The sequence below is a fragment of the Neorhizobium galegae bv. orientalis str. HAMBI 540 genome, from assembly GCF_000731315.1.
Taxonomy (GTDB): Bacteria; Pseudomonadota; Alphaproteobacteria; order Rhizobiales; family Rhizobiaceae; genus Neorhizobium; species Neorhizobium galegae.
This window is the reverse complement of the sequence record NZ_HG938353.1, coordinates 2,013,001-2,031,272: the sequence shown is the minus strand read 5'-3', so window position 1 is coordinate 2,031,272 and position 18,272 is coordinate 2,013,001. Positions and strand designations below refer to the sequence as shown.

Genomic DNA, 18,272 nt, shown 5'->3' with positions numbered 1-18,272 from the left:
CGTGCAGGCAAAGGCCGGGACCGCGCCGTAATTTCAACGGCGTTCCCTTAGCTCGTTTATTCTTGATTTCCTTGAGAGTCGCCGGAGCGAAGCCGCGCTATTGCCGCAACACACTCGTATGCTTCGGCGCACCTGGCCAATAAGGTTCTAATTGGGCCGCATCCAAGGACTTTTCTTTCACGAGCGCATCAGCAAGCTTGAGTAAGGTGGGTCGCAAACCGTCAAGCATGTCTCTTGCTCGCTCATACCGCTCTTGTAGGATTTCGCTGACCTCGTCCCGCAATGGCAAATCCTCCCAAAGCTCGGAGGCCGACTCAATGTCGACCGAACCGGGAAGGAAATATAGCGAATTGCCGAAGCCGTATTCCGTCACCATCTGGATTGCCAGAGTCGTCGCCCGAGAGAGGTCGCTGTCCCGAGTGCCGGACGACCAACTGGACCGGTGACCCAACACCAAGTCTTCTGCCGCAGCTCCAGCGAGATGCATCGTGATCATCTTCATCAGGTCCCATCGCGTCGTGAATTCTTTCGCGGGTATCTCAGTTACGGTTATTCCGTTCGAGTCCTTGAGCGTCGCGAAGCGATGCACGTTGTCATAGATTTCCACACGTTCGATTTTTCCGATAAAAAGAGCATGTGCAACGATGGCATGGCCTGCCTCGTGAATCGCCACTCGGTGCAAAGTGGCAGCGTCGAGCGGCGGAGGGACCTTTATCCTCGCCCTGACATCGTTGATGGTGACAGGCCGATTTTCGCGACGCGCAATACGTCTTGCCTCCCTTGCCAACCGTTCGATATCGGCCCCACTTTTACCCGGCAACCGGGCTCCGATTTCCTTGAGAGCGGGCTCTTCAGATAAGCTGGGAAGATGAAATGCAAGTATTTCTGAGCGAGCGACCGCGTCCGGCAAAGGAAATGCGACATGTTTTTCAAGCCGACCACTCCGCAATAACGCGTGGTCGATTTTCTGCGGATGATTACACGCTCCTAGTATGACGACGCCCTCGCGGCCGCCGATGCCGTCAATGCATTCTAAAAGAGCATTTACAACCGTTGTGGAGTAGGTTTCATGTCGCGACGGGAATTTTGATCGATCCCCTATGGAGTCGAACTCATCAATAAACAAAAGAGCGGGAGCATCTTCTCTAGCGGCGTCGAACGCTCGATACATAGCCTTGAGCATGTCACCCAAGTCACCATCCTTAAAACTCTGCCATTTCGAGATCGTGGTCGCCTCAAGGTGAAGCCCACATTCAGCAGCGAGTGCAGCCGCAAATCGCGTCTTCCCAGTCCCTGGCGGGCCATAAAGCAAACATCCTTTATCTACCTCGGACCATGGTAGTTTTCCTTCACGCCAATCTTGGATATCTCTTTTCAACTCCTTGGCCCACACGCCTGCTTCGCCGAAGCCTTTCGACAGGTCGAGGTGCTGTGCGGGGCGATCAATTGATCGGCTACGACCAGCCATGAGCCTTTCAGCCGCGCGGGATGCGGGTTGCCCGCGCCGGAAGATCGCTTCCATTCTTGCCGATGGCTGCTGCCCGATCACTGCGACCTGGTCGTCTGAAAGATCGCCACATATTCGCAGCTTGCTAAGTGCGCGGATATGTCTGGCATCGCACAAGCTAAGCTTATCACGAACTGTCGCAGCTAGTTCGAAATCCTCGTGGACCACCGAACCTGCCTGCACAAAAATGATCAATTTGTCTAACGCAAGGAGTTCCGCTGCGTCGATCTCCCAACCGCGCTTGTGTTTGGATGTCGGGTGAAGGCAGATTTTGAATTCCTTCGCGCTGTTGAAGATTATCTTCGCTGCATTTTCGACAGCGGAAACTGGCCAGTGACTTGGCACACTGACCAAGGCTACGCAGGAAGGTTGCGATAGGCTGCCGATATTCCGTCGAACGAATTTGATCAGAGCGCAGTAGGCTAGGAAATCCTCTGCGGATTTCTGCGCGACAATTGCGTTGTTGCGCTTTGCTTGAAGCGATACGCCGGACCGGGGAAGCTTCAGGTTTCGCGAAACGTCCTGAAGCCTGTTGATGTACCGATCAAGACTTTCGGTGAGGGCCTTATCCATCGATGATCTCCAAATGCCAAATCAAAGAAGACCTTGGTCGAACCGATACCAGTGGCTGAGCGTCCTAGCTAACTGGCGTTTCCGGTCGAGATAGAAAAGTTCGCTCGTAATCCCTGGTCCATTTCTGATGTGCGGATGCCCTGTCATCTCGCCGATTAGGCAAGGGACGGATCGTTGCGCCATCATGCAATGTCGAATGATCACTGCGTCGTTGACACCTGCGAACTGATTTGGAACGGCAAGATTTTCGAGATCGGTAAGAAGTGATCTCAGCCGAGGAATGATCACATCGGGCGGTGTGCCAAGCCATTTGTCGTTCATCGGGAATGCTCCTTTTGATTCGATCCACATTTCCTTGATAAACGCGAAAAACGATTCTCGCAACAAAAGTCGAAACCGCGCTACAAAATCAGTAACGCCCGCAATACCTGTAGATATGTTGACATTTCTGGTGGTTGGCATTTGTTCCGCAGAATGGCGGGCTATCCAACTCACAGTCAGATCAGAGCGGCGCGTTCGATGCTTGGCCTTAAACAGGCGGACCTGGCTAGCAAAGCCCATGTCACTCGAAGTGTCTTGTTGGGTCTTGAACAGGCAGGGCGAAAGCACCCTGATAACTCCGCTCTCTATCAATTGAGCGGAGTTTTTCGGGCGGAGGGGCTGGTCCTTATTGAGGCCACCGAAAGTGCGGGTGAGGGGGTGAGATGGAGCGAGCCCACCGGCAAGATTTGGATTGACTGCCTTCGTCATGCCAGGGCGATGCTAGGCTACTCATTGGACGAACTGGCCGAAAAATCGGGTGTCGGCCGATACGTGATCAGCCGTTTGGAAGGCGGAAAGCTCCGCAGAACGCCGGAGCAGTCCGTGCGTAGGCTGCGAGATGCGCTCTTCGAAAATGGGGTCATCATTCTCAGTGAGGACGAACGCGTAGGTGCGGGAGTTCGACTCCGATTTGGTTTTGGAAATCAGGATTCGTTGGCCCCGGGCGTTTGGCCTTCTGTGTGACGAGCGAACGGCCTCTGGCGGCCTCATTTACACACTGAGACTTAGTAAATCGCGCTGACGTTTCTGGTGAGACGACAATCCCTTGCTGAGCGCCTTCCCACCCTCTCGCGACTCCGTTTCGATGGCCTGCAGAGTGAACTTCACCACTTACATCCCCGATCACGACGTTATTACGACCTGTAATAATAAGTTACTGGACTTATTTTCTCGCTCATTTCCATGCGATGGCCCATCGATTCGCGATATCGCGAAACGTCAACGTTATTTCCATGTGGCATTTATTTCTAGTAACGATAACAACGGTGTTCAAGGAAATGTTGTTTAAATTCGCAGCGTTTTTCACAAAAGGAAATAATATCAAATAATAATTAAATTATCCTGAGGTAACTTTGGCGTGAGACCGATGGGCTTGCTGTGGCCGCTCCACGGTTGATCTTTACATATATTTAGACAACGAGCAATATCTCCCCACTGTTGCCAGACGGCAACGGTTTGTTCGGTTGACCTCTGGCCTTGAGGTTCTGAGAGCGGAGAACGGCAAATGCTAATCCCACTGGCAAATGAGCGCTTGCTGACTGCCGCTGAAGCTGCGGCGCGTCTTGCGATTTCAATCAGGACCCTACGGCGACACGTTGCGAACGGTCACCTGCGTTGCGTCAACATCGGCACTGAACGACGAGTCCATCTCAGGTTCGCGATTTCTCAGCTCACCGATTTCGTGCGTAACCGTCAACCATTGGAGGCATCGACATGTCCGTCTATAAACCCAAAGCGAGCCCGTACTACCTCTACGATTTTCAAGTCAGCGGCGTTCGCATTCACGGCTCTACCAAAGCCAGGAACAAACGAGATGCGGAGGCAGTAGAGCGCACGCTCAAGGAGAAGGCCAAGCAAGATGCTGCGCAGAGCCGAAAAACGGGAAAGGCTCCGCTGACCGTCGACGTGGCCGTTGGCCGGTATTGGACCGAGGTTGCGCAGCACCTCGTCAACAGCCGAGAATATTTTGCGCTACTTGGGCGGCTTGTGGATTATTTCGGGAAGGATCGTCGATTGGATGACATCGATGATGAGGAAATCATCCGTCTGGTTGCCTTCAAACGACAACAGTTGCGATGGGGAAAGAGTGTATTAAAGAACGGTAACCTCAAAACGCTTTCTAACGCCACGATAAACAGAACTGCGCTTATGCCGCTGAAGTCAATTTTCAGGCGTGCGAAAACGCTGTGGCGCTACCATTTGCCAAACGAGCCATACTGGAAGAAGCACATGTTGAAGGAGCCTCGCGAGAGGGTCCGCGAGCTGCACCAGGCGGAACAAGAGGCGCTAGAAGCCCACATCCGGGAGGATCATCAGCTGTGGTTCCGATTTCTCCAGCTCACTGCCAGGCGCTTCCATGAGACTTTGATAAGATGGTCGGACGTCAACTGGGAGGCCGGTGTGATCATGACTTTCGGCAAGGGCGGGCGAGAGGTATGGACTCCCATCACTGCCAGCATTCGTGAGATACTGGAAGCGTGCATTGGTCACCATGAAGAATTTGTATTCACATACGTGGCCGCACGAACAGAGAATGGAAAAATCAAAGGTCGACGCTATCCGATGACTTACAGTGGGACGATGGTTCGATGGCGTCGCGATGTGAAGGCATCGGGGGTGAAGAATTTCCGCCTGCATGATAATCGGCACGACACAGCCACCAAGACGCTCCGCCGGGAGCATAATATAAAGATTGTGCAGCGCCTTTTGAACCACGCGGACGTCGCGACGACTGCCAAATACGCGCACGTCTTTGACGAGGACGTTGCCAAGGCTCTCGAAGCAAACGCGAAGTCCCGAAGAGAGTCCCGAAGTGGTAAAAGCCTCGGTACTCAAATAACCGGAAAGCATTGACTTTCCGCAGTGTTGCCTCACTGTGCCCAAGAAATAGAGTCTATGTCTCTTAATCAGCGGGTCGTAGGTTCGAGCCCTACATCACCCACCATCTCCTCTTTCGAAGAGTTGGACGAAGACGGGCGCATGTCGCCCTGTCATCATCCGTGATCTCCAATCCTGCTTCTTTTGCTTCCTCGACGGGAACTCCGGCGCCTGATCGGCATTTGGTCTGCAAAACGAAATGGGAGCGCGGTCGTGAAGCCAATCCTCTTGCTTTTGGGCAGCCTTGTCCTGCTCGTTCTGGTGTTCCTGAGCGGCGTGATCATCACCGCCAACGTGATCGCCGAACCCGAACCGCATAAGTTCGCCAATATGGACACGCCGGACCTGTGGACCTCAAAACCGAAGGCCATCGACACCGTCAGCCAGGATTATCAGCGCCTGCCCACCGCGACGCCTCCGGCTTCAGTTGCAGCCGATACGCAGACAACGCCCGCTGTCCAGCAGACCGCTGCAGCGACGGCCGTCGACCATACGGTGACGGCGTCGATCGCTCCGCAGCAGCCGCAAGAAGAGCGGAAAGCCATGCTCGATCCCGCCCAGGCCGACTGGTGCTCCGCGCGATACAAGTCCTATCGAGCCGAAGACAACAGCTACCAGCCCTTCAGCGGTGGCCCCCGTCGGCAGTGCCAGGCACCCGGCGCCGCCGCGACCGGGACCGTTGCCGCGGCACCGGCGCCGGATCAGCCGCAGGCCCAGGATGAATTGCAGCCGCTTCCGGAAAGACCGGCTGCCCGCAGCAACCAACGGGCCGACGACGGTGCGGCAGGCTATGCACAGTCGCAGGCGATCGATGCCGACGCTCCGGCCGGATCCCATGAGGAATGGTGTTTTGCCCGTTACCGGTCCTATCAGGCCGAGGACAACAGCTATCAGCCCTCGGCAGGCGGCCCGCGCCGCCAGTGTCAATCGCCTTTCGGTTGACGGCCAGCTTCAGACCGCGGGGTCGACGAGGGTTTTTGCCATCATCATATGCACGCCCTTGCAGCCGTTGACGGTCTGGGTGATGCGCAGGTCACCGGCGAGGCTGCAGAGCGTGTAGGCATCTTCCCGCGACAGGCCGCCTTTTTCGCCGAGCAGCACGATCATGTCGCGTAGCGCCATGACGGTACACTGGTCGAGATCCGGATCCATGCCCATGGTGATGTAATGCGTCGGCGTTTCAGCCCGTGGATAGACGAAATCGAGATCGTCGCGCACGGTAAGCTGGAAGGTGCCGCGCAATGCCGTCTCGATGGCGGTGATGCAGACCTCGCCGTCGCCCTGCGCACCATGACCGTCCCCACAGGAAAACAGCGCGCCCTCGTTGAAGATCGGCAGATAGAGCGTGGTGCCGGCGACCAGCTCCTTGTTGTCGATATTGCCGGCGTGCGAACGCGGCATGATCGAGGTGATGCGGCCCCAGTTCGGGGGCGGAGCGACGCCCATAACCCCGAAGAAGGGCGCCAGCGGCAGGTCGAGACCCCAGGGCAGGCGGCCGACATTCCCCTGCTTGTCGAGCGGGATGGTGATCATTCGCGATGTCTCGAAATCATAAGGGAGGGTGCCGGCGAGCGGGCGGATGACGTTATAGCCCCAGTCCTGGCGCAGCTCGACATCGAGGATTTTCACCTCCAGCACCTGGCCGGGCTTGGCGCCGCGCACGGCGACCGGGCCGGTCAGGATATGTCCCTGCATGATCGGCCGGCAGTTTTCGTGGATTTCGAGATGTTCGGGAAGGATGGTGAACCCCTCCTTGGGCAGAACTTCTACTGGGCCGGAGACCGTGTCGATCACCACGGTGTCGCCGCTGTCGATGGTCAGCACCGGCTCGCGGGCGGCGTCGAAATAGCCCCAGGCGCAGGTTTTGGAAGAGGCGGCGACGTGATGTTTCATGATCTGGCTCTCTTTTTTGATCAGAGAGGAGACTAGTCGATTTTACTTTGCCCGCCAGCCCGCAAATGCAGGCCAGCTCGCGACGATTGACTTGCTAGTTGGCCGTTGCCGCCCGTCTTAGGCCGTTCCGGCGGCCTCTGGCCCCGCGGCTGCGATGCGGCGTTCGGTCTGGCGCAGGCAGAGCGCCAGGACCAGGCCGAGCCCCGTTGCGGCGGCAATGTAGAAGGGGGCACCTTGCCAGCCGGATGCCGCAACGATCGAGGCGAGCAACATCGGCCCGAAGACCTGGCCGATATTGGAGCCCTGCATGACGAAGCCGCTGAACGTCCCCACGAGGTCGCGGCGCGGTGCATAGACGGGCAGCGAGCCCATGATGGTCGCCGGCAGGACGCCGCCCGACACCGCGTAAAGCACCGAGGCACCGTAGCGCATCCAGAGCGGAAAGCTGTGGCCGAAGACGACGAAGGCAGTCAGCGTCAGCATCACGCAGGGACCGGCGATCAGCACCCAGCGCGGGGCACCCCAACGCGCGAAGACGCCGCCGAATATGTTGCCGACGCCGTTCGCGAGCACTGCCAGCGCGGTCATGATCGACGCCGCCGCGAGGCGAATTCCCATTTCCTCGATCAGCAGCGTCGGCAGGAAACCGAAGACGGACATGAAGCTGGCGCTGTAGGCGGCGAAAATTCCGGACAGTATCCAGGACATCGGCCGAGACGCGGTGAGCCTAACCGCCGTCAGCAGCGACGTTGTCGGATGACCTGCCGTCTGAGGTTTCGGCACGCGCATCGTCAGCAGCGCCACCATCGGAATGAGGCTGAGCATGGCGGCGAAAATCCAGGAACCCTGCCAGCCGAAGCTCGGCAGCAGGAAAGGCGAGATCATCATCATCACCGCGACGCCGACCGGCATCCAGATACCCCAGAGCGCGAAGGCGAGGCCGGTATCGCGCGGCTCGATCGAGGCCGCAATCAGGCCCGGGGCCGCGACCGAGACCATGATGAGGCCGACGCTTTCGAGCACGCGGCTGGCGAAGATCACCATTTGCGAATGGGTGAGGCCCCCGATCAGGCTGCCGGCGATCAGCAACGCAAGGCCGAGGATCATCGCGCGCCGATGGGTCAGGTAATCGGTGAAACGGCCGATCAGGATGCCGCAGGCGGCGCCGAGGGCGCTTGCCAGCCCCATCAGCCAGCCGGCAGCCACGAGATCGATGCCGAGTTCGGAGCGCAGCATGGGGATGGCTGGCGGTACCTTGCCGACGTGCAGGGCGGCGGCGATGCCGCCCAGAACGGCGATTGTGACATGTCCCCAACGCGTCATGCTGACTCTATTCCAATCATCGAACAAACATCCAACCGCTTTATCACCCGTGTACGAACCGAGGCATAAATTCCGTCGCGGACGGCATGATTTCTTGGCCTAGGCAGCAGACGCTGACGGAAAGGTGGCCTTCATTGCCTTCTCGGGCGACACCTCGCCGGGACAGCAATACTCAGTCCTCAAGACGCCGCCTGACATTCGGGCTTTCGTCGCCTCGTTGGTAAAACGGGCCTAGCTTGCCTTGCGCATCTGCTCGCGGCTTTCCTCGACCTTAAGGTTTTGAACCAGCTTGGCGAGCCAATCGACGAAGACCCGCACCTTGTTGGAGAGGTGGCGGGTCTGCGGATAGACGATGTAGAGGGGTAGCGACGCGCAGTGCCAGTCGGAGAGAACTTCGACCAATTCGCCCTTCTCCACCGTCTCCTTCACCATGAAGCGCGGCGACTGGATGATGCCCATGCCGGAAATCGCTGCGTTCACATAGGTCCGGGCATCGTTGACGGAAACGACGTATCGGGGCGTGATTTCCAGGTTTTCGTCGTCGCGACGGAATTCCATGGATCTCACCCGGCTGGACTGGGCGTTCAGGTAACCGACGGCCAAATGGTCTTCCAGCAGGTCCTGCGGGCGTTCAGGCGTGCCGAAGTTGCGGATGTAGAGAGGTGCTGCATAGGCCGACATGCTTATCTCGCCGACCTTGCGGGCGATCAGCGATTGGTCGGTCGGGGTGCCGGCGCGCAGAGCGCAGTCGACGTTTTCAGCGATATAGTCGACCAGCCGGTCGCCGACGCCGATATCGAGCCTGATCTGCGGAAAACGCGCATGGAAATCGCATAAATTCGGAATGACCAGCAAATCGGCGAAGGCGCCGGCCATCTCCACGCGCAGCCGGCCGGATGGCTGGCTCTGCGAATTCGACATGCTGCCGTCGAGCTCGTCGAGCTCGGAAATTATCTGCATCGCGCGCTCATAATAGAGCGCGCCGTCGGTCGTCACCATGACCTTGCGGGTGGTGCGGTTGAGCAGCGTCGTGCGCAGATGGCTCTCGAGGCTCTGGACGAGATTGGTCACCGTCGTTTTGGGCATATTGAGAGTGGCCGCGGCCCGGGTGAAATTGCCGGTTTCCACGACGCGAACGAATACGCGCATTGCCGAAAGCTGGTCCATTGTCTTGATTCCTGCTGCGCCGCAACATTGTTCCGAAATATGGAATAGTGTTGTCGAATGCCGTTAGCTTGTGTGTTTTCACCCGAATAATAATATCAGGTTCAAGATTGACGGCAAGCACCCCGTTTTTACTAGGGGTTTGCCCGAGGGTTTTTCAATGATTGCGCAGTGGGAAAATATCGCATTTGACAAGTCGGCCAAGCCGGCTGTCCCCATGCGCGTTTATGAAGGCGCTGCCAAGGGCAAGGTTCCGCCGCTTGTGCTTTACCTGCGGGGCGGTGCGTTTCTTAATGAGCAGCGCGGCGAAAACGAACGTCCGGTCGCCAAGGCGCTGGCGGAAGCAGGCGCCGTGGTACTGGAAGCCGATTACAGCAGCGTTTCGCACAACATGTTTCCGCAGGCTATGGAATGCGCATTTGCGGCGCTCCAGTGCCTTGCCGGCCGGCGCAAACAGTTCGGCAGTGCCAAGTCCCAGCTTTTTGTGGCGGGCGACGAGGCGGGCGGCAATGTTGCGGCCGGCGTGGCGCTCAAGGCGCGCGACCTGATGCCCGGCGAGCTGAACGGCCAGATACTGCTGTCGCCGATGATCGACCCGATGATGGCCACCCGATCGTTTCGCAAGGCGGACGATATCGGCATGGGCGAACGTTGGGCGGAAGGCTGGAGCCATTATCTCGGCTCCCATTGCGGGTTCCAGCATCCTTATGCGGCACCCTGCCTCTGTTCGCGGCTTTCGGGTGTCGCGCCGGCTCTCATCGTGACATCGGAAGACGATCCGCTGCGCGATGAAACGGTTGGTTATGCAACGCGCCTGAGCGAGGCCGGCGTTTCGGTCAAGCAGAAGATCTTCCCTGCCAGCTGCGGCTGGACGGGCATTTACAGAGAGGGCGACGGCGAATGGATGACAGCACTTTGTGCCGAATTCACGAGCTTCGTCCGAGAGTTAAGTTAGTAGCATGATTTATTTTGAAGGCAAATAACGGTCAATTCCCAAGGCCGTAAGGAGACTACCAATGACCTCGAAGATCAAAAGCTGGGCCCTATGGGGCACTGGATTGGGCACCGCTGCGCTGATTGCGGGCGCCTCTGTCTATCTCGATCTGCCGCAGGGCGCCCATGCCGCGCCTGCAACGGCTGCTGCGGCTCCGGCCGTTCCCGTGACGGTCGCCACCGTCGAACCACGCAATGTTTCAACCTGGCAGGAGTTTTCCGGCCGGTTGGAAGCCGTCGATCGCGTTCAAATCCGGCCGCGCATCACCGGCACCATCCAGTCGGTGCATTTCCGCGAAGGCGGGCTGGTGAAGCAGGGCGACCTGCTCGTCCGCATCGATCCGGAGCCCTATCGGGCGGCGGTCGCACAGGCTGAAGGCCAGGTGGCATCGGCGCAGGCGAAGGTCGAGCTTGCCAATACCGAACTCGATCGCGGCAAGAACCTCGCTTCCAAGAATACCATCTCGCAAAGCGATCTCGCCCAACGCCAGAGCGCCCAGAGCGAGGCGCTTGCCAATCTTCAATCCGCCAAGGCGGCCCTGAAGACGGCGCAGCTCAATCTCGACTATACCGAGATCCGGGCACCGATCGCCGGCCGGGCCGGCAGGCTGGAAATCACCGTCGGCAATCTGGTGGCAGCGGGTTCCGCGTCCGCTCCGCTGACGACGCTGGTTTCGGCCGATCCGATCTATGCGAGCTTCGACGCCGGCGAAGAACTGGTGTCCCGTACGCTCAACGACCTTCCGCTCGTCGACGGTGTACCGGCGATCGAACAGGTGCCTGTCGAGGTCAGCACGCTCGCCGGTAACGGCACACCGATCCGTGGCAAGCTGCAGCTCATCGACAACGAAGTGAATGCCTCGAGCGGCACGATCCGCGTGCGCGCCGTCTTCGACAATCCGGGCGGCAAGCTGATCCCGGGCCAGTTCGTGCGGGTTCGCATGGGCCAGCCGAAGGCGCAGGATCACCTGATGGTCAGTGAAAAGGCTGTCGGCACCGATCAGGACAAGAAGTTCGTCTTCGTGGTCGATGCGGCCAATACCGTTGCGTACCGGCAGGTGGAGCTGGGCACGGCGGTCGACGGCATGCGGATCGTCGAGAAGGGCCTCAATCCGGGCGACCGAATCGTCGTCAACGGCCTGCAGCGTATCCGTCCTGGTGCTGTGGTCCAGCCGCAGGACGAGGCGAAAGTCGCCAACAAGTAATGCTCTGAGCGGCGGCTAGTCCGCCGCTTTCCAACACTCATCCAGTTCCGGTTCGTGGAGCTTGCGGCCTTGTCGGCCGCGAGCCGGGGCCGTTTCGCCTCTTGTTCAACCCCGGAGAGAGGGCTTTGACATGAATATTTCCAGGTTTTTCATCGACAGACCGGTCTTTGCGGCCGTGCTGTCGATCCTCATCGTGGTCGCGGGCCTGATCGGCATGCGGTCTCTGCCGATTTCAGAATATCCCAATGTGGTCCCGCCTTCGATCGTCGTGCGTGCCGTCTATCCTGGCGCCAATCCGACGGTCATCGCCGAAACGGTCGCGACGCCGCTCGAAGAGCAGATAAACGGCGTCGAGGACATGCTCTACATGTCCAGCCAGGCGACCTCCGACGGCGTGATGACGCTGACCGTCACCTTCAAGCTCGGCACCGATCCGGACAAGGCGCAGCAGCTCGTTCAGAACCGCGTGAGCCAGGCCGAACCGCGCCTGCCGGCAGAAGTGCGTTCGATCGGTCTGACGACCGTCAAGAGCTCGCCGGACTTCATCATGGTGGTCAACCTCGTCTCAGACCGATACGACATCACCTACCTGCGCAACTATGCAACGCTCAACGTCAAGGACCGGCTGAACCGCATCCAGGGCGTCGGCCAGGTGCAGGTGTTCGGCGCCGGTGACTATTCGATGCGCGTGTGGATCGATCCGCAGAAGGCCGCCGAGCATTCACTGGCCGCAAGCGACATCTCGAACGCCATCCGCAGCCAGAACGTCCAGGCCGCGGCCGGCATCATCGGCGCTTCGCCGAGCCAGCCCGGTGTCGACCTGCAGCTCAACGTCAATGCCCAGGGCCGCCTGCGCACCCCGGAAGAGTTCGGCAACATCATCGTCAAGAGCGGTCAGAACGGGGAAATCACCCGGTTGCGCGATGTCGCCCGCATTGAGCTTGGTGCTGCCGATTATACGCTGCGCTCGCTGCTCGACGGTCAGCCGGCCGTTGCCATCGCGGTTCTCCAGGCGCCGGGTTCGAACGCGATCGAGATCGCCGACAACGTCAAGGCGACCATGGACCAGCTGCAGCTGGCGATGCCGCAGGGCGTGAAATACGAGATCGTCTACGATACGACCAAGTTCGTGCGCGCTTCGATCGAGAAGGTCATCGATACGTTGCTCGAAGCCATCGCGCTGGTCGTGCTCGTGGTCATCATCTTCCTGCAGACCTGGCGTGCCTCGATCATTCCGCTGATCGCCGTGCCCGTCTCGATCATCGGCACGTTTGCGGTCATGTATGCCTTCGGCTTCTCGATCAACGCATTGACGTTGTTCGGCCTCGTGCTGGCGATCGGTATCGTCGTCGACGATGCGATCGTCGTGGTGGAAAACGTCGAGCGCAATATCGAGGGCGGCCTCAGTCCGCGGGATGCGACCTACAAGGCGATGAAGGAAGTCTCCGGCCCGATCATCGCCATCGCGCTGGTTCTGGTCGCAGTCTTCGTGCCGCTCGCCTTCATCAGCGGCCTGTCCGGCCAGTTCTACCGGCAGTTCGCCCTGACGATCGCGATTTCGACGGTCATCTCGGCGATCAACTCGCTGACCCTGTCGCCGGCGCTGGCTGCCCTGCTGCTCAAGGACCATCACGCCAAGAAGGATTGGCTGACCCGGTTCATGGATGCCATCTTCGGCTGGTTCTTCCGTGGTTTCAACCGCGTCTTCGGTGCGGCTTCCAACGGCTACGGCCGCACGGTCGGCGGATTGCTGTCGCGCAAGAGCCTGGTGATGATCATCTATCTGGCTCTCGTCGGTGCGACCTACAGCATGTTCAATGCGGTGCCGGGCGGCTTCGTGCCGGCGCAGGACAAGCAGTATCTGATCGGCTTCGCCCAGCTTCCGGATGGTGCAACCCTCGACCGCACGGAAGACGTGATCAAGCGGATGAGCGAGATCACCCTGGCCCAGCCGGGCGTCGAACACGCCATCGCCTTCCCGGGCCTGTCGATCAACGGCTTCACGATCGGCTCGAACGCGGGCATCGTCTTTGCGGTTCTCGACGACTTCGAAAACCGCACGACGCCGGAGCTTTCGGGCGGTGCGATTGCCATGCAGCTGAACCAGAAGTTCGGCGCCATCCAGGACGCCTATATCGCCATGTTCCCGCCGCCGCCGGTCAACGGCCTCGGAACGACGGGCGGGTTCAAGCTGCAGATCGAGGACCGTGCAGGCCTTGGTAACCAGGCGCTCGACGAGGCCACCAAGGCGGTGATCGCCAAGGCCTACCAGACGCCTGAACTTGCCGGCATCTTCTCGAGTTTCCAGATCAACGTGCCGCAGCTCTATGCCGATCTCGACCGCGCCAAGGCCGAACAGCTCGGCGTCTCGGTGACCGACGTCTTCGAAACGCTGCAGATCTATCTCGGCTCGCTTTATGTGAACGACTTCAACGCTTTTGGCCGCACCTACAGCGTCCGGGTGCAGGCGGACGCCAAGTTCCGCGCCAAGGCGGAAGACATCGGCCAATTGAAGGTCCGTTCGCAGTCCGGCCAGATGATCCCGCTCTCGGCTCTGCTGAAGGTGGATGCTCAGACCGGTCCGGAACGGGCGACCCGCTACAACGGTTTCCTGTCCTCCGATATCAACGGCGCTCCGGCTCCGGGATTCTCGTCCGGCCAGGCAGAGGCTGCGATTACGAAGATCCTCGACGAGACGCTGCCTTCCGGCATCGAATTCGAGTGGACGGACCTGACCTATCAGCAGATCCTTGCCGGCAATTCGAGCATCGTCGTCTTCCCGCTGGCGCTGCTGCTCGTCTATCTCGTGCTCGCCGCCCAGTATGAAAGCCTCGTGCTGCCGCTGGCGATCATCATGATCGTGCCGATGGGTGTGCTGGCGGCGCTGACCGGCGTCTGGTGGACCGGCGGTGACAACAACATCTTCACCCAGATCGGGCTCGTGGTCCTTGTGGGTCTCTCGGCGAAGAACGCGATCCTGATCGTGGAGTTCGCCCGAGAACTGGAGTTCCAGGGGAGGACACCGCTCCAGGCGGCGGTTGAGGCGAGCCGACTGCGCCTGCGTCCGATCCTGATGACGTCGATGGCCTTCATCATGGGTGTCGTGCCGCTGGTCGTATCGACCGGTGCGGGTGCGGAAATGCGCTCCGCCATGGGTATCGCCGTGTTCTCCGGCATGATCGGGGTGACGTTCTTCGGCATCTTCATGACGCCGGTCTTCTACCTGCTGGCACGTTTGCTAACCGGCAGCCGCCCTCTGCGGCAGCACGGTACGGAGGAGGCGGCTCCCGCTCTCTCTCCAGCGGAGTAAGGTCTACCTCCGGCGCCGCGCGGGTTCTTTCCACCGGGAACCCGCGCGGTATTCTTATGTCTAAAATGATCGAACGCATCCCAAAAGGATGCGCTCGACCATTTTAGGTCTTCGTTTTGCAGATGTCGTTATCGCAAACCGCCGCGCACTTTTGCGAGACATGCGTTAAAGAGCACCGCCGTCGATGATCAAGGTCTGGGCCGTCATGGCCGCGGATGCATTCGAGGCGAGGAACAGGCAGGGGCCGACAAGGTCTTCAGCCACCAGCACCCGCTTCAGGGACTGGCGGGCGACCATCGCCGTGATGCTGTCGTCGTTCAGCCAGAGCTTTTTCTGCCGTTCGGTGACGATCATTCCAGGGAGGATGGCGTTGACGCGGATGTTCTCGGTTCCAAGCTTTCCGGCGAGGCTCTTGGTCAGGCCGATGATCCCGGCCTTGGCGGTCGCATAGGCGGGCAGTCCGCCCATGTTGAGCAGATAGGCGATCGAGGAGAAATTGACGATCGCGCCACCGCCGGCCTTGCGCAGGTGTGGGACCGCGGCCTGGGAGACGAAGAACATCTGCTTGACGTTAATGGCCTGGGCGTTGTCCCAGTATTCCTCGGTCACCGTCTCGAACTCGTGGCGGTCGTCCCAACCGGCATTGTTGACCAGTACCGAGAGCGATCCGAGTTGCTGGGCGGCCCTGTCGACGGCGGCTTTCGTTTCCGCGACGTTACGCAGATCGGCTTTCAGGTAGAGGACCGGATGGCGGGCGGTCTTGGAAAGACGTTCCCCCAATTCGCGGCTCGGCTCGTCGGCAATATCGATGAACGCGACTTTGGCACCCTGTGCCGCAAAACCTTCCACCAAGGCGGCGCCGATGCCGGAACCGCCGCCGGTGATCAGCACGCCACGATCGGCGAAATCCGCATGCCGTACAGAAATATTGGCCAAAACACCCTCCTTGTCCGGCTTGGTCGCCAAGTTCTATCGCTTCGATGCGGGAAGACAAGGATGTGCGACAAACTCTCGCCATCTGGGCGCGCAATGGTCTCGACATGACCATTGCGACAGGAATAGCCGTCGGCGTCGGGCTGGGCACGGTGCTCGGGACAGCCGTTTTCGACAATATCGGCATCGGTGTTGCCGTGGGCATCGCGATCGGCGTTGCCCTGTCTCAATTCCTGCGTTCGCGATCGAAATAGCCCGAAGGCGGTCGCATGCCTTTGCCGGGAATTGCCTTCCTGCGTCATTGCATTTACTCGGAAGAGGGCAGTTTCCGGCCATCTCCCCGAGTCGGAATCCGACGCTAAAGGAACTTTCCGTGCCTCTTCCCGCCGCCGACATCTCCCTTCCCGAAAAAACCTATGCTGCTTTCCTGTTCGACATGGACGGCACGATCCTGAACTCGATCGAATCCGCCGAACGCGTCTGGGGACGCTGGGCAGCAAAGATGGGTTTCGATGTGGAAGCATTCCTGCCGACCATGCATGGCAAGCGCGGGATCGACACGATCAGCGCACTGAACCTCCCGGGCATCGATCCGGCCGCCGAAGCCGAAGGCATCCTGCGCGGCGAGATCGAGGATGTCGAGGGCGTGGTGCCAATCCCGGGCGCGGTGGAATTCCTCTCCGCGCTGCCGCCTGAACGCTGGGCGATCGTCACGTCGTCGCCAATCGAACTCGCCAAGGTCCGGCTTGCCGCCGCCGGAATTCCGCAGCCGCGCTACATGGTGACCGCTGAAGACGTGACCGTCGGCAAGCCCAATCCGCAAGGCTATATCCTTGGCTCGGAACGGCTCGGCGTTAGCCCCTCTGAGGTTCTTGTATTCGAGGATGTGCTGGCCGGCATCCAGGCGGGCGAGGCGGCAGGCGCCGACGTGATGGTGATCACCGCCACCCATTCCCATCCAATCGAAACCGGGCATTCCAAAATACCCGGCTATCTCGACGTGGTGCCGCATATCAGCCAGGACGGGCGGCTCTCGATTCGCCGCAGGGCCTGAGTATCAGGCCGGCTGGTTCGACGTCCGCATGATGCTGACCGTGGCGAACCAGAGCACGACGCCGAGGCCGAGCAGGCAGGCGGCAATCAGATACTGAACCGGATCCCGGCCGGTCCAGGGGCCGGCGAGGAAGGCACAGGAGATCGCACCGAGTACCGGCAGGATGGTCGGCGTGCGGAAATGCTTGTGCTCGACCGTGTCCTTGCGCAGGACCAGTACGGCGACATTGACGATCGCAAAGACGCAGAGAAGCAGCAGCGCCGTGGTGCCGCCGAGCGCCGGAACGCCGCCGGCAAACAGGATCAGCGCAACCGCCAGCAGCGAGGTGAAACCGATCGCGATATAGGGTGTGCGACGGCCCGAATGGACCTTGCCGAGCACCTGCGGCAGAACCCCCTCTCGGCTCATGCCGTAGATCAGGCGGCTCGCCATCATCATGTTGATCAGTGCGGAATTGGCCACCGCGAACATGGTGATGATCGCGAAGATGCCGATCGGGAAGCCCGGTGCGCCGGCCTGCACCACCTTCAGCAGCGGGGTCTCGCCCTGGCCGAGTTCATTGGCCGGCACCAGCGTGATCGCCGAGATCGCCACCAGGACGTAGATCAGGCCCGTTACCGCCAGGCCGGTTAGCAGCACCTTCGGGAACATCCGGCTCGGCTCCTTGCATTCCTCGGCCATGTTGACCGAGTCCTCGAAGCCGACCATGGCGAAAAAGGCGAGGGTGGTTGCTGCGATGACCGGCCAGAAGACGCCGCCGTTCCCCGGGGTCGCGAATGTCCAGGCGCGGGAAACGTCGCCCTGGCCGCCGGCGATCGCCCAGAAGCCGATGCCGATGATGATCAGCAGGCCGGTCAGTTCGACGACGGTCAACAGAACGTTCAGTCTGACGCTCTCGCCGACCCCTCGGAAATTGACGGCAGCGACCAACGCGATGAAACCGACCGCGATCAGCGATACGCCCCAGGCGCCGAGATCGAGGCTGAGAGAGGTCGCGAAGTTGGAGGCAAAGGCCCGCGATGCGGTCGCCGCCGAGGTGATGCCCGACGACATCACCGCAAAGGCCACCAGGAAGGTGACGAAATGGATGCCGAAGGCCTTGTGGGTATAGAGCGCGGCGCCGGCCGCGCGCGGATATTTGGTGACCAGTTCGAGATAGCTGAAGGCGGTGAGGAGGGCGACGACGAAGGCGATCAGAAAGGGCAGCCAGACCACCCCTCCGACCTGCTTGGCCACCTGGCCGGTCAGGGCATAGATGCCCGTCCCGAGAATATCCCCGACGATGAACAGCAGCAGCAATCCGGGTCCCATCACCCGGTGGAGTTCCGTCTTCTGTTCGCCCAATTCAGTGACCGGCTTTTTCATAAACTCCTCCTGGTGTTATCGATTCCCTCCGGG

The 18,272-nt window shown here is 59.9% G+C and carries 16 protein-coding genes; 9 read left to right on the top strand and 7 right to left on the bottom strand.

All coding sequences use genetic code 11. The features are described 5' to 3' along the window. Positions 1 to 97: 97 nt before the first annotated feature. Both RG540_RS10250 and RG540_RS33590 read right to left on the bottom strand, forming a co-directional pair. Positions 98 to 2,080 (bottom strand): AAA family ATPase, encoded by a 1,983-nt coding sequence (locus RG540_RS10250; protein WP_038587367.1) that lies wholly within the window; start codon positions 2,078 to 2,080, stop codon positions 98 to 100. 21 nt (positions 2,081 to 2,101) lie between these two features. Next, positions 2,102 to 2,401: a hypothetical protein gene (locus RG540_RS33590; protein ID WP_038593490.1), complete on the bottom strand. Its 300-nt coding sequence runs from the start codon at positions 2,399 to 2,401 to the stop codon at positions 2,102 to 2,104. Between the two features lie 153 nt (positions 2,402 to 2,554). On the opposite strand from RG540_RS33590, the gene RG540_RS33585 reads away from it, so the two are divergent. The 4 genes from RG540_RS33585 (at position 2,555) to RG540_RS33130 (ending at position 5,941) form a co-directional block, all read left to right on the top strand. Continuing rightward, positions 2,555 to 3,085 (top strand): helix-turn-helix domain-containing protein, encoded by a 531-nt coding sequence (locus tag RG540_RS33585; protein ID WP_407668904.1) that lies wholly within the window; start codon positions 2,555 to 2,557, stop codon positions 3,083 to 3,085. A 541-nt stretch (positions 3,086 to 3,626) separates the two neighbouring features. Then, the gene (locus RG540_RS33580) at positions 3,627 to 3,950 is read left to right on the top strand and encodes a helix-turn-helix domain-containing protein (RefSeq protein WP_080724912.1); all 324 of its coding nucleotides are present in this window, start codon (positions 3,627 to 3,629) and stop codon (positions 3,948 to 3,950) included. After that, complete coding sequence (locus RG540_RS10235; RefSeq protein WP_038587363.1) at positions 3,836 to 4,975, top strand: tyrosine-type recombinase/integrase; 1,140 nt, start codon at positions 3,836 to 3,838, stop codon at positions 4,973 to 4,975. The genes RG540_RS33580 and RG540_RS10235 overlap by 115 nt, the downstream gene beginning before the upstream one ends. Before the next feature lie 237 nt (positions 4,976 to 5,212). Next, positions 5,213 to 5,941, top strand: a complete 729-nt coding sequence (locus RG540_RS33130) for a BA14K family protein (RefSeq protein ID WP_051909330.1) — start codon at positions 5,213 to 5,215, stop codon at positions 5,939 to 5,941. A gap of 9 nt (positions 5,942 to 5,950) precedes the next feature. Here the strand turns inward: RG540_RS33130 and RG540_RS10225 are convergent, their stop codons facing one another. The 3 genes from RG540_RS10225 to RG540_RS10215 form a co-directional block, all read right to left on the bottom strand. Continuing rightward, complete coding sequence (locus RG540_RS10225; protein ID WP_038587361.1) at positions 5,951 to 6,892, bottom strand: acetamidase/formamidase family protein; 942 nt, start codon at positions 6,890 to 6,892, stop codon at positions 5,951 to 5,953. Between the two features lie 117 nt (positions 6,893 to 7,009). Next, positions 7,010 to 8,215, bottom strand: a complete 1,206-nt coding sequence (locus RG540_RS10220) for an MFS transporter (protein WP_051909328.1) — start codon at positions 8,213 to 8,215, stop codon at positions 7,010 to 7,012. Positions 8,216 to 8,446: 231 nt separating this feature from the next. Then, positions 8,447 to 9,382 (bottom strand): LysR family transcriptional regulator, encoded by a 936-nt coding sequence (locus RG540_RS10215; protein ID WP_038587359.1) that lies wholly within the window; start codon positions 9,380 to 9,382, stop codon positions 8,447 to 8,449. Between the two features lie 157 nt (positions 9,383 to 9,539). On the opposite strand from RG540_RS10215, the gene RG540_RS10210 reads away from it, so the two are divergent. The 3 genes from RG540_RS10210 (at position 9,540) to RG540_RS10200 (ending at position 14,887) form a co-directional block, all read left to right on the top strand. Further along, a complete protein-coding gene (locus tag RG540_RS10210) occupies positions 9,540 to 10,334 on the top strand; it encodes an alpha/beta hydrolase fold domain-containing protein (protein WP_038587357.1) in 795 nt (264 codons plus the stop codon). Positions 10,335 to 10,395: 61 nt separating this feature from the next. Continuing rightward, a complete protein-coding gene (locus tag RG540_RS10205; RefSeq protein WP_038587355.1) occupies positions 10,396 to 11,577 on the top strand; it encodes an efflux RND transporter periplasmic adaptor subunit in 1,182 nt (393 codons plus the stop codon). A gap of 130 nt (positions 11,578 to 11,707) precedes the next feature. Continuing rightward, positions 11,708 to 14,887, top strand: a complete 3,180-nt coding sequence (locus tag RG540_RS10200) for an efflux RND transporter permease subunit (protein WP_038587353.1) — start codon at positions 11,708 to 11,710, stop codon at positions 14,885 to 14,887. A gap of 165 nt (positions 14,888 to 15,052) precedes the next feature. On the opposite strand, the gene RG540_RS10195 is transcribed toward RG540_RS10200, so the two are convergent. Then, positions 15,053 to 15,823, bottom strand: a complete 771-nt coding sequence (locus tag RG540_RS10195; RefSeq protein ID WP_051909619.1) for an SDR family NAD(P)-dependent oxidoreductase — start codon at positions 15,821 to 15,823, stop codon at positions 15,053 to 15,055. Positions 15,824 to 15,885: 62 nt separating this feature from the next. Here RG540_RS10195 and RG540_RS10190 point away from each other — a divergent pair, with 62 nt between their 5' ends. Both RG540_RS10190 and RG540_RS10185 read left to right on the top strand, forming a co-directional pair. After that, the gene (locus RG540_RS10190) at positions 15,886 to 16,074 is read left to right on the top strand and encodes a hypothetical protein (RefSeq protein ID WP_038587351.1); all 189 of its coding nucleotides are present in this window, start codon (positions 15,886 to 15,888) and stop codon (positions 16,072 to 16,074) included. A 119-nt stretch (positions 16,075 to 16,193) separates the two neighbouring features. Then, positions 16,194 to 16,874: an HAD-IA family hydrolase gene (locus tag RG540_RS10185; protein ID WP_038587349.1), complete on the top strand. Its 681-nt coding sequence runs from the start codon at positions 16,194 to 16,196 to the stop codon at positions 16,872 to 16,874. 3 nt (positions 16,875 to 16,877) lie between these two features. On the opposite strand, the gene RG540_RS10180 is transcribed toward RG540_RS10185, so the two are convergent. Next, positions 16,878 to 18,239: an APC family permease gene (locus RG540_RS10180; protein ID WP_038587347.1), complete on the bottom strand. Its 1,362-nt coding sequence runs from the start codon at positions 18,237 to 18,239 to the stop codon at positions 16,878 to 16,880. Positions 18,240 to 18,272 lie beyond the last annotated feature (33 nt).